Source organism: Rhodanobacter sp. Soil_C_14, assembly GCF_057657335.1.
In genome coordinates, this window is sequence record NZ_JBDGIQ010000001.1 from 459,305 (window position 1) to 480,012 (window position 20,708).

Genomic DNA, 20,708 nt, shown 5'->3' on the forward strand with positions numbered 1-20,708 from the left:
GCGCACGACGCCGTCAGTTTTCGTCTTCGAATGCGGACCGATCGATCAACGCTCGTCTTCGACGAACAGCACCCGGCGCGTCATGCCGCAGGTGAGGTCATAGGAAATCGTGGCCGATTGCGCGGCGATGATTTCCACCGGGAGCTCCGGCCCCCACAGCACCACGCGATCACCGATCTTCGCCTCCGGCGCGGTGCGCAGGTCCAGGGTGATCAGGTCCATCGAGACGCGGCCGATCAGCGGCACCCGTCGATCACCGACCAGTACCGGCGTGCCCGCGGCGGCACTGCGCGGATAGCCATCGCCGTAGCCGACGGCGGCGACGCCGATCGGCATGTCTTCGGGACAGGTCCAGGTGCCGTTGTAGCCGATGCGCTCGCCCTTGCCGACCGCGTTGATCGCGATCAATCGCGTCGACAGCGTCATCGCGGAACGGAAGCCGAAGTCTTCGCCGCTGCTGCCTTCCACGACGGACAAGCCATAAAGCAGGCCGCCCGTGCGCACCCAGTCACCCCGGGCCTCGGGCCAGCCGAGCACGGCGGCGGAATTGGACAGCGAGCGCGGGCCGGCGAACATCTGCGTGGCCTGGTTGAAACAGGCGACTTGTGCTGCTGTCTGCCCGCCGCCGAACACTTCGGAGTCGGAGAAGTGGGTCAGCAGGCCGATTTCCGGATCGACACCCGTCATCGAGGCCAGTTGCGCATGCACCTCAGCCACCCTTGCGGGCGCGAAGCCGAGCCGGTGCATGCCACTGTCGACCTTCAACCAGACGCGCAGGCGTCCGCGCGCGGCGTCGGCCCCGGCCAGCCACTGCAACTGGGCGTCATGATGGATCGCGGCATCCAGCTGGAGCCGCTGCATCTCGGCGATGTCACTGGCGCTGTCCGGACCGGACAGCACCACGATGCGCTGGCGGTGCCCGGCAGCGCGCAGGCGCAGGCCATCACCGAGCGCCGCCACGGCGAAGGCATCGGCCTCGCTGTCCAGCGCACGTGCGACCCGTTCCAGTCCATGCCCGTAAGCATCGGCCTTGACCACGGCCATCACCTGCGCCGGCGCCGCCAGCGCCTTCAGCCGCGCCAGGTTGAGACGCAAGGCGCCGAGATGGATGGTGGCGACGGTGGCGCGGCTCATCGTGGACGGGAGCGCAGCATCAATCGAATGAACCGACGAACGAATCCGGCGCGTAGTTCACGAACTGGGTGTAGTGGCCGAGGAAGGTCAGCTTGCAGGTATCAGTGGGGCCGTTGCGCTGCTTGCCGATGATGATCTCGGCGATGCCCTTGTCCGGAGATTCCTTGTTGTAGTACTCGTCACGGTAAATGAACATGATCACGTCGGCGTCCTGTTCGATCGCGCCCGATTCGCGCAGGTCGGACATCATCGGACGCTTGTCCGCGCGCTGTTCCAGCGAGCGGTTCAACTGCGACAGGGCGATCACCGGCACGTTCAACTCCTTGGCAAGCCCCTTCAGTGAACGCGAAATTTCTGAAATTTCGGTGGCGCGATTCTCCTTGTTGCCGGGCACCTGCATCAGCTGCAGGTAATCGATCACGATCAGGCCCAGGCCGCCATGCTCGCGATGCAGCCGGCGCGCGCGCGAACGCATTTCCACCGGCGACAGGCTGGGCGTGTCGTCGATGAAGATCTTGGCCTCGGACAGCAGTGCGATGGCGTTGGAGACGCGCGGCCAGTCCTCTTCTTCCAGGGTGCCGTTGCGCAGGTGCTGCTGGTGGATGCGGCCCACCGACGAAATCAGGCGGAACGCCAGCTGCGAGGAGGACATTTCCATCGAGAACACCACCACCGCCTTCTTGCCGCCCAGCGCGGCGGCTTCGGCGATGTTCAATGCGAATGCGGTCTTGCCCATCGACGGACGCGCCGCCACGATGATCAGGTCCGACGGCTGCAGGCCCGAGGTAAGCGCATCCAGGTCGGTGAAGCCGGTGCTGACGCCGGTGAGCTGGCCGCGGTTCTCGTAGCGCTCGGTGAGCAGGCGGAAGGCGTCCTTCACCGCCTCGCGCATCGAGACGGAATCCTTCTTGCCCCGTGCGCCGGATTCGGCGATGTGGAACACGCGCTGCTCGGCGCTTTCCAGCACCTCCTGCACGCTCTTGCCTTCGGGCCGGTAGCCGTCCTCGGTGATCGAGGTGCCGGCGTCGATCAGCTGGCGCATCACCGACTTCTCACGCACGATCTCGGCGTAGGCAGCGATGTTGGCCGCGCTCGGCGTGCTGTTGGCCAGCTCGATCAGATAGCCCGCGCCGCCGACCATCTCGGCCAGGCCGTTGCTCTCGAACCAGTCCCCCAGGGTCACCGCGTCGCACGGCATACCCTTGTTGGCCAGCTCGTTGATCGCACGCCAGATCAGCCGGTGATCCTTGCGATAGAAATCATCCTCGGCCAGCCGGTCGGCCACCTTGTCCAGCGCGTCCGGCGCCAGCATCAGGCCACCCAGCACCGCCTGCTCGGCATCGATGGAATGCGGCGGCACCCGCAACGCCTCGATGGCCGGAGAGGAAGGTTTGCGTTCGGGCACGAAAGACATGGACTGACCTCAGGAGAATTGCCCCACGGGCGGCATGCAATGCACCGACGCTTCGTGGCTGCTCATACCGACACCATCATGCGCGGCGGCGTCTCGCCCGTCGAGACAACAAGTCTGTGGATAAGCTGGGGATGGATGGGGATAAGGCTTGAGCGCGGGGATGGGGATTCGGAAAGGGCAAGAAGCCACGGCGGCCTGGCTACCGCCATTCCCCACTCCCGGCTCCCTGCCCCTCAAAAACAAACGGGCGCCTCGCGGCGCCCGGCTGCTTTCCGATGATCCGGAATTTACTTGTCGCCGACCACGATCACCTTGGCAGTGGTCTGGACGTCGGCATGCAGGCTGATCACGACGTCGAATTCGCCGGTGTTGCGCAGCGGACCTTCGCCCAGGATCACTTCGTTCTTGTGAACTTCGTGACCCGCGGTGGTCAGGGCCTCGGCGATGTCACGCGGGCCGACCGAACCGAACAACTTGCCTTCGGCACTGGCGTGCGCGGTGATCGTCACCGACGCGTCGGCCAGCTTGGCCTTGCGTGCCTCGGCCTCGGCCAGGGCGGTGTTGGCCTTGGCTTCGTATTCGGCGCGACGCTGTTCGAACGCAGCCAGGTTGGCGGCGTTGACGCGAACGGCCTTGCCCTGCGGCAGGAGGAAGTTGCGACCGTAGCCCGGCTTCACGGTGACCTTGTCACCGAGCGTGCCGAGGTTGCGGACTTTCTGCAGAAGAATGAGTTCCATGATGCTTCTCTTTTCGTTAGCGCCGGTGTGGCCCGGCGCAGCCAGAGGACGGGTGTCCGAAGAGCTGGGATCGGGGATCGGGAAACGGAAAGGCTGGCGCGATACCAACGTTCCCCGTTTCCTGCTCCCCGCCCCTGACGTGTCTTAGACGTCGTGGTTGTCGGTGTACGGCAGCAGCGACAGGAAGCGGGCGCGCTTGATCGCGGTGGCCAGCTGGCGCTGGTAGCGCGCCTTGGTGCCGGTGATGCGGCTCGGCACGATCTTGCCGTTCTCGGTGACGTACTGACGCAGGGTGTTGAGATCCTTGTAGTCGATCTCCTTCACGTCTTCGGCAGTGAAGCGGCAGAACTTGCGGCGGCGGAAAAACTTGGACATGGCTGTGCTCCTGATCAGTCGTCGCTGTCGCGATCGTTGTCGCGGTCGTCACGACCGCCGCGGCCTTCGCCATCACCCTCGTCGTCACGACGACGGGTGGACTTGGCGTCATCCTTTTCCTTCGACTTCAGGATGAAGGACGGCTCGATGTCGGCCTCGTCACGACGGACCACCAGATGGCGCAGCACGGCGTCGTTGAAGCGGAAACCCGACTCCAGCTCGTTCAGCGCGTTCTGGCTGACTTCGATGTTGAGCAGCACGTAATGTGCCTTGGCCAGGTTCACGATCGGATAGGCCAGCTGACGACGGCCCCAGTCTTCCAGACGGTGGATCTTGCCGCCGTCGGTCTCGATCAGCGCCTTGTAGCGCTCGAGCATCGCGGGGACCTGCTCGCTCTGGTCCGGATGGACCATGAACACAACTTCGTAATGACGCAGGGTCATTGTGGGTTGACTCCTTGTGGATGCGGCCTTGCGGCCTCGCAGCCTCCCGCCGTTGCGGTGAGGCAAGTGTCCTGCCGGCACCTGTTGGGATGCGGACAGAAGCGGAATTGTACGGTGCCGGCGGAGCCTGGCGCAAGTCATTGATGAAACAGGGCTGGCGCCGGGTGCACATCGGGAACCCGTCAGTCAGACGCAGCCCCTGGCCTGGCTCAGCTGACCGTGAAGCTCTCGCCACAGCCGCAGGCGCCGGTGGCGTTCGGATTGTGGAATACGAAGCTGGCATTCAGGCCCTGCCGCTGGAAGTCGATCACGGTGCCATCGACCAGCGCCAGACTCTTGTCGTCGACGATCAGTGGCAGGCCGTCTACTTCGACCACCCGATCCCCCTCGCCCATCGACTCGGCCAGGTCCACCACATAGGCGAAGCCGGAGCAGCCGGTACGCTTGACGCCGAAACGCACGCCGGCAGCGGCCGGGGTGGCCGCCAGGAAGTGGCGCATGCGCTCGTTGGCGGCGGAAGTGATGGTGATGCTCATGACGGCAGATCGAACCTCGGAGTTGACCCGGAAAGTCGCAGCACGGGCGGCAGCTACATTATCATGACGGTTTGCTCCCATGCGCTGGCGCGCAGGGAACGCTCATCCATTACACGTCCAGATGCGGCGTGGCAGCAGGAGTTTCAACCGATGGCCGTGGTCAGTGTGAAGCAGGCTCTTTCCGGCAAGCTCGACGCCGGCAGCGCGGTGACGGTACGTGGCTGGGTGCGCACGCGCCGCGATTCCAAGGCCGGCCTGTCCTTCGTCAACGTCACCGACGGCTCCTGCTTCGATCCGATCCAGGCCGTGGTGCCGGCCACCCTGGGCAACTACGAGAGCGAGGTGAAACACCTCACCGCCGGCGCCGGCGTGATCGTCAGCGGCACCCTGGTGCCGTCCCAGGGCAAGGGCCAGAGCTTCGAACTGCAGGCGGACGAGGTGATCGTCACCGGCCTGGTCGACGATCCGGAAACCTACCCGATCCAGCCCAAGCAGCACAGTATGGAATTCCTGCGCGAGGTCGCCCACCTGCGCCCGCGCACCAACCTGTTCGGCGCGGTGACCCGGGTGCGCCACACGATGATGACGGCGATCCACCGCCATCTCACCGAGCAGGGCTTCTTTTGGATCAACACGCCGATCATCACCACCTCCGACGCCGAGGGCGCCGGCGACATGTTCCGGCTGTCCACCCTGGACCTGGCCAACCTGCCGCGCACGCCCGAGGGCAAGATCGACTTCCGCAAGGATTTCTTCGGCCGCGAGGCCTTCCTCACCGTGTCCGGCCAGCTCAACGTCGAGGCGTACTGCCTGGCGATGAGCAAGGTCTACACCTTCGGCCCCACCTTCCGCGCCGAAAACTCCAATACCGCCCGCCACCTGGCCGAGTTCTGGATGGTCGAGCCGGAGATCGCGTTCGCCGACCTCACCGCCGACGCGGACTGCGCCGAGGCCTTCCTCAAGGCGATCTTCAAGGCTGTGCTGGACGAGCGCGCCGACGACATGGCGTTCTTCGCCGAACGCGTGCAACCGGACGCGATCAGCCGGATGGAGGCGTTCATCGCCAAGCCCTTCGAGCGCATCGACTACACCGACGCGATCGAGATCCTGAAGAAGTCCGGCGAGAAATTCGAATACCCGGTCGCCTGGGGCATCGACCTGCAGACCGAGCACGAGCGCTATCTGGCCGAGAAACATATTGGCCGCCCCGTGGTCGTAATGAACTACCCCGAGGCGATCAAGGCTTTCTACATGCGCCTGAACGACGACGAGAAAACCGTGGCGGCGATGGACGTGCTGGCGCCGGGCATCGGCGAGATCATCGGCGGCAGCCAGCGCGAGGAACGACTCGACTACCTCGATCGGCGCATGGTGCAGTTCGGCCTCGACCCGGCCAGCTACGGCTGGTATCGCGACCTGCGCCGTTATGGCACGGTACCGCATGCCGGCTTCGGCCTCGGCTTCGAGCGCCTGCTGGTCTACATCTGCGGCCTGTCCAACATCCGCGATGCCATCCCCTACCCCCGCGCCGCCGGCACGGCGGAATTCTGAGCAAACCCGTCGCCATGCAGCTTCGACTCCCCGCCCTCATCGCCACACTGTTTTTCAGCGTCCTGCTGGGCGGCTGCCACACGGCCAAGTCCCTGCTGCCGCCCAACCTGCGCCCGCCGTCGGAGAACACCGGCGACGCGCTGAAGCTGGCGCAGGCGAAGCTGATGCAGGCCAGCCCCTGCTGCAGCAGCTTCGCCGATTTCTCCTACCGCAGCACGCTGCCGTGGGAACCTCAGAAATTCGTGCTGGGCAGCGGCAGCATGGTCGCCAACCTCAACGGCACGCAGAGCTACTTCCTCGCCTTCCGGCTGCCGATCGGCGTGAAGCTGCCCTACCAGGTCGCGCTGAAGTCTGAGTTGAACGGCCGCTGGCTGCACGCCAGCTACCTGTTCGCGCCCACCGCGGTGCTGCTGGACGAAGCGTTCCAGCCACTGCGTTCGGAAGACATCGGCCTGTGCGAACACATGGGCTGGAGCGACGAAACCACCGGCGCGTTCGGCAGCCTGAAGATCGACAACGCGAAGGCCCGCTACCTGCTGGTCTACAGCTCGGCCGAGCAGCAATCCGGCAAGACCTACTGGGAGCAGTCGCCCGCCTCGATCTCCACCTCGACCGCCGCCTCGCTGCAGATGAACTCCACCGGCAGCTTCAGCATTCCGCACGGCCCGGATGGCACCTTGTGGGTCGGCCTGATGAACAAGACCTACGAGAAGGCGCTCGACAATGCGGTCTGCAAGAAGGCCGCGAAGGGCGATGGCGTGTTGAACACCTTGCGTACCGCACTGCCCCTGCCCTGGGCCAGCAGCAACAACACCAGCCGCCACAGCAGCCCACCATGATCATCCTCTATCTTGGCCTGCTGGCCTGCGGCGTCGGCCTGTTCGTGCTGTCGTACGTGGCCCCGTTCCGCGTCGCCGCGCTCCTGCGCCAGCGCTACCCGCAGCATTGGCAGGTCATCACCGATGCCGCCGGCGGCCGCCTCTCGGGCTTTCGTACCTGGGCCAGCATGCAGCAGGTACTGCGCTCGCCGGCGCTGCCGGCGCTTGGCGATGTGGCGATCAACCGCTGGCAGGCGATCTGGCGCTACAGCCAGTGGCTGGGTTGGGCCTGCTGGCTCGGCGCGCTGGCGATGCGTCTGTGGCTGCACTGATTCGCGGAGAATGACCATGCAACTGGATCTGGGTGGACGCCACGCACTGGTCTGCGGCGCTTCGCAAGGCATCGGCCGCGCCAGCGCCATCGAGCTGGCTGGACTGGGCGCCAGCGTCACCTTGCTGGCGCGCTCGGCGGACAGGCTGGAACAGCTCGCCCGACAACTGCCGTGCAACCACGCCGGGCAGCGGCATCAATGGCGCAGCGTGGACATGCTGGATACCGCCGCGTTGCAGGCCACCGCCGCGGAAGTTGCCACCGCGTCAGCCGTGCACATCCTGATCAACAACAGCGGCGGACCACCGGGCGGTCCGGCCAGCAGCGCAACCACCGCGGCTTTCGAGACCGCGTTCCGCCAGCACCTGCTGGCCGGCCAGACCTTGCTGCAGGCGGTGCTGCCCGGCATGCGCAGCAGCGGCTACGGCCGCATCGTCAACGTGATCTCCACCTCGGTGAAGGAACCGATCGCGGGACTGGGCGTATCCAATACCGTGCGTGCCGCGGTGGCGGGCTGGGCCAAGACCCTGTCCGGCGAACTGGCGGCCGATGGCATCACCGTCAACAACGTGCTGCCTGGCTACACCCGCACCGATCGCCTGGACAGCCTGCTGGGCGCCAAAGCCGCGGCCAGTGGCCAGAGCGAAGACGAAATTGCCCAAGGCCTGATCGCCACCATTCCGGCCAGGCGCTTCGGCGAGGCCAGCGAGGTGGCGGCGGTGATCGCCTTCCTGTGCACCCCGGCTGCCGCCTACGTCAACGGCGTCAGCATTGCCGTGGACGGCGGTCGCACCCGCGCATTGAGCTGATCCGCCAGGTCGCCCGGGGACGCCGTGCATACGCCAGCGTCCGGTGCAATCACCGCCGGCTGGTTCTAGACTTGCGCGGATGTCCATACCGCGCCTAGCCAATCTGATCGACGGTCGCCTGCGGGCGCCACTCCGCGATACCTGGCTCGACGTGCACGAACCCGCCACCGGCGCGGTCTTCATGCAATGTCCCGATTCGGACGCCAGCGACGTCGCCGCCGCGGTGGAAGCGGCCAGCCGCGCGGCGCCCGCATGGGCGAACACGCCGATCGATCAGCGCGCGCATCACCTGCAGCGGCTGGCCGACCTGATCGAGGCGCGCCTGGAAGAATTCGCCGCGCTGGAATCACGCGACAGCGGCAAGCCGCTGAGTCTGGCGCGCCGACTCGACATTCCCCGGGCGGTCAGCAACCTCCGCTACTTTGCCGCGGCGATCATCGGCTGGGGCAGCGAATCGCACGCGATGGAAACCGGCGTGCCCGGCAGCGGCGCGATCAACTACACCTTGCGCCAGCCGCTGGGCGTAGCCGGTTGCATCAGCCCGTGGAACCTGCCGCTGTACCTGTTCACCTGGAAGATCGCACCGGCGCTGGCCGCGGGCAACACGGTGGTGGCCAAGCCGTCGGAAGTCACGCCGTGCACCGCCGCCCTGCTGGGTGAACTGAGCATCGAAGCCGGCTTTCCGGCAGGCGTGCTGAACATCGTGCATGGCAGCGGCCCGGGCGTGGGCCAGACGATCGTCGAACATCCCGCGGTCAAGGCCGTTTCCTTTACCGGCAGCACGGTCACCGGCGCACGGATCGCCGGCGTCGCCGCTGCCCAATTCAAGAAGCTGTCGCTGGAAATGGGCGGCAAGAACCCGGCGATCGTGTTCGCCGACGCCGACCTTTCCGACGCGAACCTCGACACCATCGTGCGTTCGGGTTTCGCCAACCAGGGCGAGATCTGCCTGTGCGGCTCACGCCTGCTGGTGCAGAAATCGATCTACGACGTTTTCCGCCAGCGCTACCTGGCCAGGGTGCAGGCGTTGCGCGTGGGCGATCCGGACGCGGCCGACAGCGACCTCGGCGCAATGGTTTCGCAAGCGCATTACGACAAGGTGCTGGGCTGCATCGAACAGGCCCGCCACGAAGGCGGCCAGGTCCTTTGCGGCGGTAGCGCGCTCACCCTGCACGGGCGCTGCGCCGATGGCTGGTTCATCGCCCCGACGGTGATCGAAGGCCTGCCTTCGGCGGCGCAGACCAACCAGCAGGAAATCTTCGGCCCGGTGGTGTGCCTGATTCCCTTCGAGGATGAAGCCGAGGCGCTGGCGATCGCCAACGACAGCCGCTACGGCCTGGCCGCCTCGCTGTGGACGCAGGACCTGTCGCGCGCGCATCGCATGGCCGGCCAGCTCGAATTCGGCATCGTCTGGATCAACTGCTGGCTGTTGCGCGACCTGCGCACGCCGTTCGGCGGCGTCAAGCAATCCGGGGTCGGTCGCGAGGGTGGCAGCGAGGCGCTGCACTTCTTCACCGAGCCGAAAAACATCTGCATCGCCTATGGCGCGCCTCCGGTATCTCGCCAGGACGCTTCGGCCCAACCCATGGAGTCCCGATGAATTCATTGAAAGATCTGCTTGCCAACAACCGACGCTGGGCCGATCAGGTCACCGCGCAGGACCCGACCTTTTTCGAACAGTTGTCGCAGCAGCAGGCGCCGCGCTACCTGTGGATCGGCTGCTCGGATTCGCGCGTGCCGGCAACCCAGATCGTCGACTTGCCGCCAGGCGAGATCTTCGTGCACCGCAATGTCGCCAACGTGGTGGTGCACACCGACCTCAACGCGCTCAGCACCATCCAGTTCGCGGTCGATGTCCTGCAGGTGAAACACATCCTGGTGGTGGGCCACTACGGTTGCGGCGGCGTGGGCGCGGTGCTGAAGGAAAGCCGGCTGGGCCTGATCGACAACTGGTTGCGGCACATCACCGACATCGCCATGAAGCACGCCGACAAGCTCGACCCGGCCCAGTCATTCGCGATGCGCCATGCCCACCTGTGCGAGCTGAACGCGCTGGAGCAGGCACTCAACGTATGCCATACCACGGTGGTCCGCGAAGCATGGGAGCGCGGCCAGCAGCTGGCCGTGCATGCGTGGATCTACGGCCTGGACAACGGCCATATCCACGATCTCGGTCTCGACGTGCGTGGCCGCGAGCAACTGCCCGACGCCTATCACGAGGCGGTCACCCAACTGACCCGCCGCTGGGAAGGCGCGGCATGAGCGGCGCGGGCATCCGCACCGACGCAGCGCCGGCGCCGGTGGGCGCGTATCCGCACGCGCGGCGGGTCGGCAACTTGCTGTTCCTGTCCGGCGTGGGCCCTCGCCAGCCCGGCAGCAACGCGATTCCCGGCAACGTGCTCGACGCCGACGGCCGGCTGGTCGACTACGACATCGAGGCTCAATGCCGCCAGGTATTCGCCAATGTGCGAGCCGTGCTGGAAGCCAGCGACGCGGCCTGGACCGACCTGGTCGACGTGACGGTCTTCCTCACCGACATGCAGCGCGATTTCGCGACCTACAACCGGCTGTATGCGGAGTGCTTCGCCGGCGTGGATGCCTGTCGCACCACGGTGGGCATCGTGGCCCTGCCGACGCCGATCGCGATCGAGCTGAAGTGCGTGGCCGCCCTTCCCGCCGAGCCGCGCTGATTCGCAGCAGCGTGCTCGCCGGGCGCAAGCGCTCCCTCAGGCCAGGCAGGCCTGCAGCAACAGCCTGATCAGTTCCTGCACCGACGATGCCCTGGCCTCGTCGTAGGCAAAGCTCTCTTCGTCCATGTAGTTGAGCTGGGCCAGTTCCAGTTGCACCGCCTGCACGCCCGTCTCCGGCGCGCCGTAATGGCGGGTGATGTAGCCACCCTTGAAGCGTCCGTTGACCGCAAAGCTGAAGCGCGACTGCGACGCCAGGCAGGACTGCAGGCGTTCCTGGAGGGCCGGCGTGCAACTGGCCCCGCTCGCCGTGCCGAGGTTGAAATCCGGCAAGCGCCCCTCGAACAGCATGGGCACCTGGCTGCGGATGGAATGCCCTTCCCACAGCACCACCCGACCATGCTCGGTACGCAACCGGGCCAGTTCCTGTGCCAGGGCGTCGTGATAGGGGAGCCAGTATTCGTCGATCCTGCGCCGGACTTCATCCTGGTCCGGTTCCAGCCCGTCGCGATAGAGAGCCTCGCCATCGAAGCCGATGGTCGACACCAGCCCGGTCTCGCGCTGCCCCGGGTACAGGGCATGGCCATCGGCGGGACGATTCAGGTCAACCACGTAACGGGATGCCTGCGGTTTCAGCACGCTGGCGCCCAGCGCCTGCGCCAGCGGTTCGTACAGTCGTCCCACATGCCAGTCCGTATCCGGCGATCGCCGCGCGGCAGGATGCATGCGCGCCGCGAGTCCGGCGGGAATGAAGGCGCCGTCGTGCGGCAGGCTGATCAACAGCGGCACGCGGCCGCGCTGCAGATTGAAGGTCGTCATCCGGACATTGTACCCAAGCCTTCCGGAAGGGCTTCATCCAGGGACGGAAAAAGACCCTGCACCCTATCGAGGCATGATGCCGTTCGGGCCTGTCGGGTACTTGTCTGGCGACGGCTTCGGGAGCACGCTGGCAACGGGTCATCCCCGAGGGTTCCGCCATGCCGAACCGGATGTCTTCCCGTATCGCGTCGGTGACGTTTTGCGCTGCCATGTCACTGGCCGCGCCTTCCTCCGCGCAGAATTTCAGCCCGGCTGCCAGCACGATGTTCCGCGAGACCAAGCAACAGACCAACGACCTGGCGCGCTACATGTACCTGCTGAAAGAAACGCCAAAACTCCCGAAGGCGGACCAACAGCTGGGACTGCAGATGTTTGCGTCGGTCGAGAACGAGCTGGGTCTTTACAACGAGGCCTGTTCGACTTTCCGTTGAAGAGCCACATTCCGGCGGATGCCAGCTTGCCGACGCCGACCGACTGGACTTCCACAGACGCCGTGGATGCCATCACCAGCATGGCCGGGGATCGCCGCCTGGTGATGGTGAACGAGGCACATCACGACGCCCACACCCGGTTGCTGACTCTGGCCCTGCTGCCGCGCCTGCACGCGCTCGGCTTCGACTACCTGGCCATCGAGGCCCTGCCGGACGAGGATACGCAGCTGATGCAGCGCGGCTACGCCATTGAGGACAGCGGAACGCAATACCTGCATGAGCCGACTTACGGCGAAATCGTCCGGACGGCGATTCGCCTGGGCTACATCCTGGTCCCCTATGACGTGGATGCCAGCTCGCAGACCGATCGGGAGTCCAGGCAGGCCGACAATCTGTACCGAAGGACGTTCGCCCGGGACCCGCATGCAAAAGTCCTGGTTCATGCAGGCTATGCGCATATCGACAAGGCAAGGGGCCGTCTTGGCAATACCCAACCGATGGCGGCCCGTCTGCAGCAATTGAGTGGCATCGAGCCATTGTCCATCGATCAGACCCGGTTCCGCGAGCAGATCCCTTCCGAGGATGATGCATATCGGCAACTGGTCAGGGCCTTTCCCTCTTCAGGGCCCATCGTGCTGATCAGCCGCACAACCGGCAAACCCTGGAGTGACAACCCGGACGCATACGATATGAACGTGCTGTTGCCCCCTGGCACCCACCGCTTTGGCGAAAGAGGCCTCCATCGGCCGACCTCGAACGTGCACAGTTCCGATCGCGACCACCTCATGCTGCCGGACCCGATCGTCAGACTGCGCCCCGACTGGCTGGCCCAGGAAAGCGATCGGGCGCCTCACCCATCCGCTCGTCGCTGTGCAAGGTGACGTTCCCCTGCGTGATCGACGCCCACGTCTTCGACGAACCGGACACGGCGGTCGCCGCCGATCGCTACGCCTTCATGCAAGGCGATGTCGTGTCGAAGCTGTACCTGCGCCCGGGTCGCTACCGGCTACGCGCCTGGGGCCTCAACGGACAGACCTTGACCACACAGACCATCACCGTGGAAAGGCACTGAGTGGTCGCGGGTTTTCGGTCCGAAGAGGCCCATGGGAACCACTTGCGCTGCCAGGATTACACATGTAGTCTTTTGTGAACTACAAATGTAATCCAAAGGATGCGCCATGACCCGACCCCTCCCGCCGATCAGCGAAGCCGAAAGCCGGGTGATGGAAGTGTTGTGGCGCAAGGCGCCGCAAAGCTCCGAAGACATCGTGGCCGCACTGCAGCAGGACAGCGACTGGCACGAGAAGACCATCCGCACCCTGCTCAACCGCTTGCTGGGCAAGGGTGCGGCAAGCGCGCAAAAGGACGGCCGGCGCTATCTGTATTCGCCCGCGTTGACGCGTGAGCAATGGCAATCGCAGGAAAGCCGCAGCCTGCTCGACCGGGTGTTTGGTGGCCGGCTTTCACCGCTGCTCGTGCATTTCAGCGCGCACGAAAAACTGGGCGCGAAAGACATCGCCGAGTTGCGCAAGCTGCTCGATGCGATCGAGAAGAAGGAGCACTGACATGGATGCGACCGTACTGCGCTCCCTGCTCCTGACGACCGTCGGCATGATTTTCGTATTGCTGGCGCGCCGCCCATTGCGCCGGGCATTCGGTGCCGACCCTGCGTTCCTGTTATGGCTGCTGCCGCCATTGCTGGCCAGTCTTCCCTGGCTGCCCGCGGCACCGATCCCCTGGATCACGCTGCCGACCTTGCAGGTGCTTCCCGGCCCGGATACCGGTCTGGCTGCGCCGTTCCAGCCACGATCCATCGCCCCATGGCTGTACCCGGCATGGCTGGCCGGCACCGCGGTGTGCCTGCTGCGGCTTCTCGTGCAGGTCATTCGCCTGCATCGACAAAGCCGTCGCCTGCCCGAATCCATGCTCACGGCGTTGCGGCAGGACATGAATACGCTCGATGCTTCTCGCCTGCGACTGCACCCGGCCGGCCCGGCCCTGCTGCCATCGGCACGGCGCACGTTGCTGCTGCTGCCGGCGGATTTCATGCAGCGCTTCAGCGCCGCCGAACGGCAACTGATCCTGCGCCATGAACTGGCCCACCTGCGTCGCGGCGATGTGCTGTGGAACCTGCTCGCCGAAATCGCCTCGGCCCTGCTGTGGTTCCACCCGCTGGCCTGGCTTGCCTTGCCGCGGTTCCGGCTCGACCAAGAACTGGCATGCGATGCACGCGTGCTGCGCCTGGCGCCGCAGGACGAATCCGGCTACGCCAATGTCCTCATGCACAGTGCCGCCAGCTCGCCCGTGCCGGCCTTGATCCCCTGGCTCGCCGAGCCACAACTGAAGGAGCGACTCATCATGATCCAGCGTCATCGTCCCGGTGCACTGCGCCGTTGCATCGGCTACTTCGGATTGGCGGCGCTGATGGCAGGCAGCACGCTGGTCGCGCAGGCCCAGTCCACTCCGGCATCCGACCAGAGTGCGTCCTCGGACATCGCCCACAACGTGAACATGCAACCGCGGTATCCGGCCGCATCGATCAAGAACCACGAACAAGGCACGGTCGTGCTCAAGGTCCTGGTTCATGCCGACGGCACGGTGGGCAGCATCACCTACGATCCGCAGTACAGCAGCACGGTGTCCGGCGACCTCATCGCGGCGGCGACCAACGCGGCCAGGCAATGGCGTTTCAACCCGCAGATGAAGGATGGCAAGCCGATCGAAGGCTACGCGCGCGTACCCGTGAAATTCATGCTGGACCCTCTCACCGACGGCCCGGGCAGGGGTGAAGCTGAGAAACAAAATTCAAAAAGCTGAAAATCCTTTTGATTTGCATGTGAATTATTGAATTGATAACCTCGGCACATCCCTGCCGAGGTTGTCTTGTGAGTACGCAGCCCGCCGCCAGCCATGTCGCCTCACGCACGCTCTCACGAGCTGCGCATCTTGCCTTGCCGATGTTGGCGATAGCCGCGCTGGCCGCCTGCTCCGGCAATCCACGCCGGCCGCAACCCGCCTACAAGACCTCGCACTCCGCATTGGCCGACCTGCCGCCGCGCGCGCCCTCGGCGGCCAGCGCCGGCGAGGCGAACGACATCCTGTTCCGCGCGATCGGACTGGTCGGCACGCCGTATCGCTGGGGTGGCAACACCCCGGCGGGCGGTTTCGACTGCAGCGGCCTGGTCGACTACATCTACCGCACTGCCACCGGCATCAAGCTGCCGCGCACCTCCCACGAGATGGCGGCGGACGGCAAGAAAGTGCGCCAGATGACCCAACTGGCCAGCGGCGACCTGGTGTTCTTCGACATCGGCGGCGCGATCAGCCATGTCGGCGTGTACGTGGGCAAGGGGCGCTTCGTGCATGCACCGAACAGCGGCGGCACGGTGCGGCTGGACGACATCGACGGGCCGTACTGGGGCGATCACTTTGCTTATGGGAGGCGGGTGCTGGATTGAGTGTGGGGGAAGGGGTTTCGGGTAGACCGGGACGACCCCACTCCAACTCTCCCCTGGGAGGGGAGAGGGCGAACGAAAAACGGCGCCCGAGGGCGCCGTTTTACTTCTACTTGATGAAGCGCACTTTCAGTGCGCTTCGGCGCCCGGCGCGTGGGCGTGGCCGTGCTGGATTTCTTCTTCGGTGGCGTCGCGCACTTCGCCAACCGTGACGTCGAAATGCAGGGTCTTGCCGGCCATCGGGTGATTCAGGTCCACATCGATCGCGCTCATGCCGACCTTGTGCACGGTCACCGCGCGCTGGCCGCCTTCCTTGAGGCTCAGCACGGTGGTCATGCCCGGCTTGAGGCGGTTTGCCTGCGGGAAGTATTTCTTCGACATGCGCTGGATCTGGCCTTCCTGACGCTCGCCGTAGGCATCGGCGGGAGCCACGTCCACCGACAGCGTGTCGCCGGCTTCGTGGCCTTCAAGCGCGGTTTCCAGGCCCGGGATCAGCTGGCCGTGGCCCAGCAGTATCCACAACTGTTCGTCACGGTCATGCGAGCTTTCCACCTTTTCACCATCCACGGTCAGCGTGTAGTGGATTGCGATGACCTTGTCCTTGCCAGCCTTCATTGCGCGTCTCGTCGATGGGATCAAACGGGGGATTCTAGCAGCCCGCCGGCGGACGGATGGCAACCGGCCTCAGGGCTCGGCGGCAAGCCCTACCCCGCGCGCCTCCGGCCCCAGCCACAGCAGCAGCGCCAGCAGCAGGGCAACCCCGACCATCCACCACGACATGGCGAACGCGAAATCCCCGCCATGCCGCTGCGCCAGCCAGTTCTGGGCGGTTGCCGTGACTGCCGCCAGCAGGTTGCCCATCTGGTAGGCGAAACCGGGCAAGGTACCCCGCACCAACGCCGGCGACAGCTCATTGAGGTGGCTAGGCACCACGCCCCAGGCACCCTGCACCATCACCTGGATCAGGAAGGCACCCAGGCCGAGCAGGATCAGCGAACCGCCATGCATCCACAGCGGGATCACCGGGATCGCCAGCAGGGCCGCAATCATCATCGCCCTGCGCCGACCGATCCGCTCCGAAAGCGCACCGAAGTAGAGTCCGCCGACCAGGGCGCCGAAGTTGAGCAGGGCCACCAGCACGAAGGCCGCGGTCGAACCGGTCGGCAGATGCAGGCTGGATTCCTCGAAGGTGTGATAAAGATCCTGCGAGCCGTGGCTGAACATGTTGAACGCCATCATCAGCAGCATCAGGTAGATCGCCAGCTTCCAGTGCCCCTCCATGGATTCGAGCAGGCCGGGGCGACGACCGGTGCTCTGGCCCGCCTGCCATACCGTCGATTCCGGCACCTTGCGCCGGATGTACAGCACCAGCAAGGCCGGAATCGCGCCGACCACGAACAGCCCGCGCCAGCCGATGTGATCCACCAGCAGCCAGTTCGCCAGGGCCGCCAGGAAGAACCCGCACGGGTAACCGCTCTGCAGCAGGCCGGACACGGCCCCGCGCGCCTTCGCCGGGATCGACTCCATCGCCAGCGACGCACCGATGCCCCATTCGCCGCCCATCGCGACCCCGAACAGGAAGCGCAGCACCAGCAACATGGTGAGCGAGGTCGCGAACGCGGTGGCCAGTTCGAACACCGAGAACAGCACCACGTCCAGCATCAGGATCGGGCGTCGCCCGAAGCGATCGGCCAGTCGTCCGAACAGCAAGGCGCCCAGCGGGCGCGCGGCCAGGGTCAGGAACAGCGCATAGATCACCTGCGTCGTGGCCACCTCGAACTCCTTCGCCACCGTGACGATCACGAAGGTCAGCAGGAAGTAGTCGAAGGCATCCAGCGTCCAGCCGAGGAAACTTGCCAGCACGGTATGGCGCTGGGTGGAATCGAGTTCACGCAGGGGTGCAAGCAGTGACATCGTGGCCTCGCCGGGGCAGGAGCGGATCGTGGACTGGTCGCCATCGTATGCCTGGCGACGTGCCAACGGGTGGAACAGGCCCGCATGGCCTGCATGCCGCAGATGTCTTAGGCTGCAGGGACCTCTCCAGACGCGGGACCCGGATGGATCATCGCAGCCGCCAGCGCATCGCAAGCCGTTATGACAACGTCATCCAGCGCGGCTATGTCCGCGGCAAGCTGGCCGGCGACCCGGTCTACGCCGCCACCGCGGCGCTGCTGGACGAAAGTTCGCTGCCCTTGCTGGACATCGGTTGCGGCATCGGCCTGCTCGGACAGTATCTGAACACCCAGGGCCGGAAGCGGCGCTACTTCGGGCTGGACCACGATCCACGCAAGATCGCCTCCGGCCGGCTCGCCGCCCAGCGCGGCGGACTGGAAGACCTGATGGAACTGCAACACGCCGACGCGGCCGAGCTGCCGTCGGTGCAGGGTGACGTCACCGTGCTGGACGTGCTGCACTACCTGCCCGCCTCCCGCCAGCCCGACCTGCTGCGTTCCGCCGCGCGCCATCTTGCCCCGGCCGGTCGACTGATCATCCGCAACGTGCTGCGCGAACGGAACTGGCGGTTTCACGCCACCCGCATCGAGGAGTTCTTCCTGCATGCATCGGGCTGGATTCCCGGCGGCCCGCAGCACTATCCCAGCGCCAGCGAGCTGCGGGCGCCGCTGGAGGACCTCGGGCTGGACGTGCGCATCGAGCCCTTGCGCGGGCGCACGCCGTTCAACAGCTACCTGATCGTGGCGCACCGACCTCAGGCCTGATCGGCTGGCCGTTCAGTTTCACGAACGGTCCGCGCGCACGGTCTTGCCGGATCGGCTATACTCCGCTCTGCGTTCGCCCCCACGAACGTTGCGACACACCGTCGCCCCTTCCCCTTAGTCTGCAACACGGTATGAACACTCCGGGTTGCTCAGGAGTGTTACATGTCTTTCGATTCGCTGGGCCTTGCGCCCGCGTTGTTGCGTGCGCTTGCCGATTACGGCTACACCCAGCCCACCCCGATCCAGGCCGCGGCGATCCCGTCCGTGCTGGAAGGTCACGACCTGCTTGCTGCCGCCCAGACCGGCACCGGCAAGACCGCGGCGTTCGCGCTGCCCCTGCTGCAGAAGCTGTCCACCAGCGGCCAGACCATGACCCGGCGCCCGCGTGCGCTGATCCTCACCCCGACCCGCGAGCTGGCCGCGCAGATCCACGAGAACATCCGTGACTACAGCAAGTTCATCCAGATCAGCGCCACCACCATCTTCGGCGGCGTCGGCATGGGCCCGCAGATCAACGCGCTTCGTCGCGGCGTCGACATCGTCATCGCCACCCCCGGCCGCCTGATCGACCACATGCAGCAGCGCACGCTGGATCTGTCCGCGGTGGAAACGCTGATCCTCGACGAAGCCGACCGCATGCTGGACATGGGCTTCCTGCCGGCCTTGAAGCGCATCCTGCAGTCGGTGCCGAAGCGCCGCCAGACCCTGTTGTTCTCGGCCACCTTCGCGCCGGCGATCAAGACGCTGGCGATGGAGTTCATGCACAACCCGAAGGAGATCTCGGTCTCCGCGCCGAACACCGTCACCACCCTGGTCAGCCACCAGGTGCATCCGGTCGACGCGTCGCGCAAGCGCGACCTGCTGTTGCACGTGCTGTCGCAGGACAGCCGCCGACAGACCCTGGTGTTCAGCCGCACCAAGCATGGCGCCGACAAACTGGTGACCTTCCTCAACGCCTCCGGCCTGCGCAGCGCGGCGATCCACGGCAACAAGAGCCAGAACGCCCGCACCCGTGCGCTCAGCGACTTCAAGAGCGGCCGCGTCACCGTGATGGTCGCCACCGACATCGCCGCCCGCGGCATCGACATCGAGCAGTTGCCGATCGTGATCAACTTCGACCTGCCGTCGGTGGCCGAGGATTACGTGCATCGCATCGGCCGCACCGGGCGCGCCGGCATGGAAGGCCTGGCGCTGTCGCTGGTCAGCCATGACGAGTCCGGCCTGCTGTTCGACATCCGCAAGCTGCTCAAGCAGGACATCGCGATCACCGCAGTGACCGGTTACGAGCCCTCCGCACCGCTGCGCCTGGATGCCGGCGCGCCGCGTCCCAAGCAAGGTGGCGGTGGTCAGCGTCAGCAGCAGCGCGCGCCGCGTCAGGGCAAGCCCGCCGGTGCGGCGCGACCGAATGGCTACGCGCCGCAGGGTAGCCGCGGTGACCATGCCGCCGGCAACCAGCGTCGCCGCTCGAACTCGCGCCCGGCCGCCAAGGCCTGAACCCGTAGGGGCCCGCTCGCGAGCCCCTACGACAACCCCAGCGCCGCCGCGTGGTGGCGCAGGTGGTCGTCGATGAAGCTGGTGATGAACCAGTAGCTGTGGTCGTAGCCGGCATGCCGGCGCAACAGCAGCGGCTGGTCGGCTTCGGCACAGGCCTGGTCGAACAGCTCGGGTTTCAGCTGGGTTTCGAGGAAGCCATCGGCTTCACCCTGGTCAATCAGGATCGTGCCGGGAAAAGTCTGTCGCCGCACCAGTTCGCAGGGGTCGTATTCCGCCCAGGCGGTACGGTCCTCGCCCAGGTAACGCGGCAGCGCCTTGTGCCCCCAGGGCACCTGGCTCGGTGCCACGATCGGGGCGAAGGCCGACACCGAGCGGTACTGCGACGGGTGCCGCAAGGCGATCGTCAACGCACCGAGCCCACCCATGGAATGCCCGCAAATGCCGCTGCGCGAGGCATCGACCGGGAACCGCGTGGCAATCAGCTCGGGCAGTTCGCGGACCACGTAGCTGTACATGCGGAAGCGCGACGACCATGGCGCCTGCGTGGCATCGAGGTAGAAACCCGCGCCTTCGCCGAACTCCCAGTCGCCGGTGGCGCCTTCGAAACCGGTGTTGCGCGGACTGGTATCGGGCATCACCAGCACCAGGCCCAGTTCGGCAGCCAGGCGTTGTGCGCCGGCCTTGATCGTGGCGGTTTCCTCCGTGCAGGTCAGCCCGGCGAGGAAGTACAGCACCGGACACGGCCCGCTAGCCGCCTGTGGCGGCTGGTAGACCGCGAAGCGCATCGGTCCGCCGCAGGCTTCGGAGTGGTGGCGATAGAAACCCTGTACACCGCCGTGCAGTCGCTGTTCGGAAATCGTCTCAAACATGTTCATCGTCCTTCAGGCGTCGACCAAGCATAGCCGCACCTTCCGGGCCCGCGGTTCGGTCGGCACCAGCTTCAACAACGCTCCGCAC

General features: G+C 65.8%; 25 protein-coding genes. 15 read left to right on the plus strand and 10 right to left on the minus strand.

The annotated features are described in order from the left end of the window. Positions 1-45: 45 nt before the first annotated feature. From alr to AC3A56_RS02150, 6 genes are all read right to left on the minus strand, one after another. Positions 46-1,134, minus strand: a complete 1,089-nt coding sequence (gene alr, locus AC3A56_RS02125; RefSeq protein ID WP_487769195.1) for an alanine racemase — start codon at positions 1,132-1,134, stop codon at positions 46-48. Between the two features lie 19 nt (positions 1,135-1,153). After that, positions 1,154-2,548, minus strand: a complete 1,395-nt coding sequence (locus AC3A56_RS02130) for a replicative DNA helicase (protein ID WP_056717219.1) — start codon at positions 2,546-2,548, stop codon at positions 1,154-1,156. Positions 2,549-2,835: 287 nt separating this feature from the next. After that, positions 2,836-3,285 carry a 50S ribosomal protein L9 gene (rplI, locus tag AC3A56_RS02135; RefSeq protein ID WP_056717220.1) on the minus strand — a complete coding sequence of 150 codons (450 nt, stop codon included), beginning with the start codon at positions 3,283-3,285 and terminating at the stop codon, positions 2,836-2,838. A 144-nt stretch (positions 3,286-3,429) separates the two neighbouring features. Next, on the minus strand, positions 3,430-3,660 hold the full coding sequence (rpsR, locus tag AC3A56_RS02140; protein ID WP_007081973.1) for a 30S ribosomal protein S18: 231 nt from the start codon (positions 3,658-3,660) through the stop codon (positions 3,430-3,432). 14 nt (positions 3,661-3,674) lie between these two features. Further along, positions 3,675-4,103, minus strand: coding sequence for a 30S ribosomal protein S6 (gene rpsF / locus AC3A56_RS02145; RefSeq protein WP_007804738.1), 429 nt, complete (start codon positions 4,101-4,103; stop codon positions 3,675-3,677). 209 nt (positions 4,104-4,312) lie between these two features. Continuing rightward, positions 4,313-4,639 (minus strand): HesB/IscA family protein, encoded by a 327-nt coding sequence (locus AC3A56_RS02150; RefSeq protein ID WP_056765495.1) that lies wholly within the window; start codon positions 4,637-4,639, stop codon positions 4,313-4,315. 150 nt (positions 4,640-4,789) lie between these two features. On the opposite strand from AC3A56_RS02150, the gene asnS reads away from it, so the two are divergent. From asnS to AC3A56_RS02185, 7 genes are all read left to right on the plus strand, one after another. After that, positions 4,790-6,190 (plus strand): asparagine--tRNA ligase, encoded by a 1,401-nt coding sequence (gene asnS / locus AC3A56_RS02155; protein ID WP_487769196.1) that lies wholly within the window; start codon positions 4,790-4,792, stop codon positions 6,188-6,190. 14 nt (positions 6,191-6,204) lie between these two features. Then, positions 6,205-7,029, plus strand: a complete 825-nt coding sequence (locus AC3A56_RS02160; protein WP_487769197.1) for a hypothetical protein — start codon at positions 6,205-6,207, stop codon at positions 7,027-7,029. After that, positions 7,026-7,340, plus strand: a complete 315-nt coding sequence (locus tag AC3A56_RS02165; RefSeq protein WP_056717224.1) for a hypothetical protein — start codon at positions 7,026-7,028, stop codon at positions 7,338-7,340. Before AC3A56_RS02160 ends, AC3A56_RS02165 begins: the two co-directional genes overlap by 4 nt. Positions 7,341-7,356: 16 nt before the next feature. After that, positions 7,357-8,148 (plus strand): SDR family NAD(P)-dependent oxidoreductase, encoded by a 792-nt coding sequence (locus tag AC3A56_RS02170; RefSeq protein ID WP_487769198.1) that lies wholly within the window; start codon positions 7,357-7,359, stop codon positions 8,146-8,148. Between the two features lie 79 nt (positions 8,149-8,227). Next, complete coding sequence (locus AC3A56_RS02175; protein ID WP_487769199.1) at positions 8,228-9,748, plus strand: aldehyde dehydrogenase; 1,521 nt, start codon at positions 8,228-8,230, stop codon at positions 9,746-9,748. Continuing rightward, entirely contained in the window at positions 9,745-10,410 is a 666-nt protein-coding gene (gene can / locus AC3A56_RS02180) for a carbonate dehydratase (protein ID WP_056717225.1), read from the plus strand. Before AC3A56_RS02175 ends, can begins: the two co-directional genes overlap by 4 nt. After that, positions 10,407-10,838, plus strand: a complete 432-nt coding sequence (locus AC3A56_RS02185; RefSeq protein WP_487769200.1) for a RidA family protein — start codon at positions 10,407-10,409, stop codon at positions 10,836-10,838. The genes can and AC3A56_RS02185 overlap by 4 nt, the downstream gene beginning before the upstream one ends. Before the next feature lie 36 nt (positions 10,839-10,874). Here AC3A56_RS02185 and hutG read toward each other — a convergent pair whose 3' ends face one another. Beyond that, positions 10,875-11,654 (minus strand): N-formylglutamate deformylase, encoded by a 780-nt coding sequence (hutG, locus tag AC3A56_RS02190; RefSeq protein WP_056765481.1) that lies wholly within the window; start codon positions 11,652-11,654, stop codon positions 10,875-10,877. 158 nt (positions 11,655-11,812) lie between these two features. Between hutG and AC3A56_RS02195 the strand changes: the two genes are divergently transcribed. The 6 genes from AC3A56_RS02195 to AC3A56_RS02220 all read left to right on the plus strand — a co-directional run bounded on the left by AC3A56_RS02195 (position 11,813) and on the right by AC3A56_RS02220 (position 15,543). Further along, positions 11,813-12,085, plus strand: a complete 273-nt coding sequence (locus AC3A56_RS02195) for a hypothetical protein (RefSeq protein WP_487769201.1) — start codon at positions 11,813-11,815, stop codon at positions 12,083-12,085. A gap of 26 nt (positions 12,086-12,111) precedes the next feature. Continuing rightward, entirely contained in the window at positions 12,112-12,966 is an 855-nt protein-coding gene (locus tag AC3A56_RS02200) for a hypothetical protein (RefSeq protein WP_487769202.1), read from the plus strand. 11 nt (positions 12,967-12,977) lie between these two features. Beyond that, a complete protein-coding gene (locus AC3A56_RS02205; protein WP_487769203.1) occupies positions 12,978-13,157 on the plus strand; it encodes a hypothetical protein in 180 nt (59 codons plus the stop codon). A 106-nt stretch (positions 13,158-13,263) separates the two neighbouring features. Continuing rightward, positions 13,264-13,650 carry a BlaI/MecI/CopY family transcriptional regulator gene (locus AC3A56_RS02210; protein ID WP_056717228.1) on the plus strand — a complete coding sequence of 129 codons (387 nt, stop codon included), beginning with the start codon at positions 13,264-13,266 and terminating at the stop codon, positions 13,648-13,650. After that, positions 13,538-14,902, plus strand: a complete 1,365-nt coding sequence (locus tag AC3A56_RS02215; RefSeq protein WP_487769204.1) for a M56 family metallopeptidase — start codon at positions 13,538-13,540, stop codon at positions 14,900-14,902. Before AC3A56_RS02210 ends, AC3A56_RS02215 begins: the two co-directional genes overlap by 113 nt. A 140-nt stretch (positions 14,903-15,042) precedes the next feature. Continuing rightward, positions 15,043-15,543 (plus strand): C40 family peptidase, encoded by a 501-nt coding sequence (locus tag AC3A56_RS02220; RefSeq protein ID WP_487769622.1) that lies wholly within the window; start codon positions 15,043-15,045, stop codon positions 15,541-15,543. Between the two features lie 126 nt (positions 15,544-15,669). Here AC3A56_RS02220 and AC3A56_RS02225 read toward each other — a convergent pair whose 3' ends face one another. Together AC3A56_RS02225 and AC3A56_RS02230 are read right to left on the minus strand one after the other, a co-directional pair. Continuing rightward, positions 15,670-16,155: an FKBP-type peptidyl-prolyl cis-trans isomerase gene (locus AC3A56_RS02225; RefSeq protein WP_056765475.1), complete on the minus strand. Its 486-nt coding sequence runs from the start codon at positions 16,153-16,155 to the stop codon at positions 15,670-15,672. Positions 16,156-16,224: 69 nt separating this feature from the next. Next, entirely contained in the window at positions 16,225-17,454 is a 1,230-nt protein-coding gene (locus tag AC3A56_RS02230; protein WP_487769205.1) for an MFS transporter, read from the minus strand. A 143-nt stretch (positions 17,455-17,597) separates the two neighbouring features. Between AC3A56_RS02230 and AC3A56_RS02235 the strand changes: the two genes are divergently transcribed. Both AC3A56_RS02235 and AC3A56_RS02240 read left to right on the plus strand, forming a co-directional pair. Then, positions 17,598-18,257: a class I SAM-dependent methyltransferase gene (locus AC3A56_RS02235; RefSeq protein ID WP_056717233.1), complete on the plus strand. Its 660-nt coding sequence runs from the start codon at positions 17,598-17,600 to the stop codon at positions 18,255-18,257. A gap of 162 nt (positions 18,258-18,419) precedes the next feature. Continuing rightward, positions 18,420-19,751 (plus strand): DEAD/DEAH box helicase, encoded by a 1,332-nt coding sequence (locus AC3A56_RS02240; RefSeq protein WP_056717234.1) that lies wholly within the window; start codon positions 18,420-18,422, stop codon positions 19,749-19,751. Between the two features lie 26 nt (positions 19,752-19,777). On the opposite strand, the gene fghA is transcribed toward AC3A56_RS02240, so the two are convergent. Beyond that, positions 19,778-20,626, minus strand: coding sequence for an S-formylglutathione hydrolase (fghA, locus tag AC3A56_RS02245; protein ID WP_487769206.1), 849 nt, complete (start codon positions 20,624-20,626; stop codon positions 19,778-19,780). Between the last annotated feature and the right edge of the window lie 82 nt (positions 20,627-20,708).

Bases quoted from the DNA above. Each gene is read 5' to 3' on its own strand.
- alr (WP_487769195.1), bottom strand. From the start codon at position 1,134: ATGAGCCGCGCCACCGTCGCCACCATCCATCTCGGCGCCTTGCGTCTC.
- AC3A56_RS02130 (WP_056717219.1), bottom strand. From the start codon at position 2,548: ATGTCTTTCGTGCCCGAACGCAAACCTTCCTCTCCGGCCATCGAGGCG.
- rplI (WP_056717220.1), bottom strand. From the start codon at position 3,285: ATGGAACTCATTCTTCTGCAGAAAGTCCGCAACCTCGGCACGCTCGGT.
- rpsR (WP_007081973.1), bottom strand. From the start codon at position 3,660: ATGTCCAAGTTTTTCCGCCGCCGCAAGTTCTGCCGCTTCACTGCCGAA.
- rpsF (WP_007804738.1), bottom strand. From the start codon at position 4,103: ATGACCCTGCGTCATTACGAAGTTGTGTTCATGGTCCATCCGGACCAG.
- AC3A56_RS02150 (WP_056765495.1), bottom strand. From the start codon at position 4,639: ATGAGCATCACCATCACTTCCGCCGCCAACGAGCGCATGCGCCACTTC.
- asnS (WP_487769196.1), top strand. From the start codon at position 4,790: ATGGCCGTGGTCAGTGTGAAGCAGGCTCTTTCCGGCAAGCTCGACGCC.
- AC3A56_RS02160 (WP_487769197.1), top strand. From the start codon at position 6,205: ATGCAGCTTCGACTCCCCGCCCTCATCGCCACACTGTTTTTCAGCGTC.
- AC3A56_RS02165 (WP_056717224.1), top strand. From the start codon at position 7,026: ATGATCATCCTCTATCTTGGCCTGCTGGCCTGCGGCGTCGGCCTGTTC.
- AC3A56_RS02170 (WP_487769198.1), top strand. From the start codon at position 7,357: ATGCAACTGGATCTGGGTGGACGCCACGCACTGGTCTGCGGCGCTTCG.
- AC3A56_RS02175 (WP_487769199.1), top strand. From the start codon at position 8,228: ATGTCCATACCGCGCCTAGCCAATCTGATCGACGGTCGCCTGCGGGCG.
- can (WP_056717225.1), top strand. From the start codon at position 9,745: ATGAATTCATTGAAAGATCTGCTTGCCAACAACCGACGCTGGGCCGAT.
- AC3A56_RS02185 (WP_487769200.1), top strand. From the start codon at position 10,407: ATGAGCGGCGCGGGCATCCGCACCGACGCAGCGCCGGCGCCGGTGGGC.
- hutG (WP_056765481.1), bottom strand. From the start codon at position 11,654: ATGACGACCTTCAATCTGCAGCGCGGCCGCGTGCCGCTGTTGATCAGC.
- AC3A56_RS02195 (WP_487769201.1), top strand. From the start codon at position 11,813: ATGCCGAACCGGATGTCTTCCCGTATCGCGTCGGTGACGTTTTGCGCT.
- AC3A56_RS02210 (WP_056717228.1), top strand. From the start codon at position 13,264: ATGACCCGACCCCTCCCGCCGATCAGCGAAGCCGAAAGCCGGGTGATG.
- AC3A56_RS02220 (WP_487769622.1), top strand. From the start codon at position 15,043: ATGTTGGCGATAGCCGCGCTGGCCGCCTGCTCCGGCAATCCACGCCGG.
- AC3A56_RS02225 (WP_056765475.1), bottom strand. From the start codon at position 16,155: ATGAAGGCTGGCAAGGACAAGGTCATCGCAATCCACTACACGCTGACC.
- AC3A56_RS02230 (WP_487769205.1), bottom strand. From the start codon at position 17,454: ATGTCACTGCTTGCACCCCTGCGTGAACTCGATTCCACCCAGCGCCAT.
- AC3A56_RS02235 (WP_056717233.1), top strand. From the start codon at position 17,598: ATGGATCATCGCAGCCGCCAGCGCATCGCAAGCCGTTATGACAACGTC.
- AC3A56_RS02240 (WP_056717234.1), top strand. From the start codon at position 18,420: ATGTCTTTCGATTCGCTGGGCCTTGCGCCCGCGTTGTTGCGTGCGCTT.
- fghA (WP_487769206.1), bottom strand. From the start codon at position 20,626: ATGAACATGTTTGAGACGATTTCCGAACAGCGACTGCACGGCGGTGTA.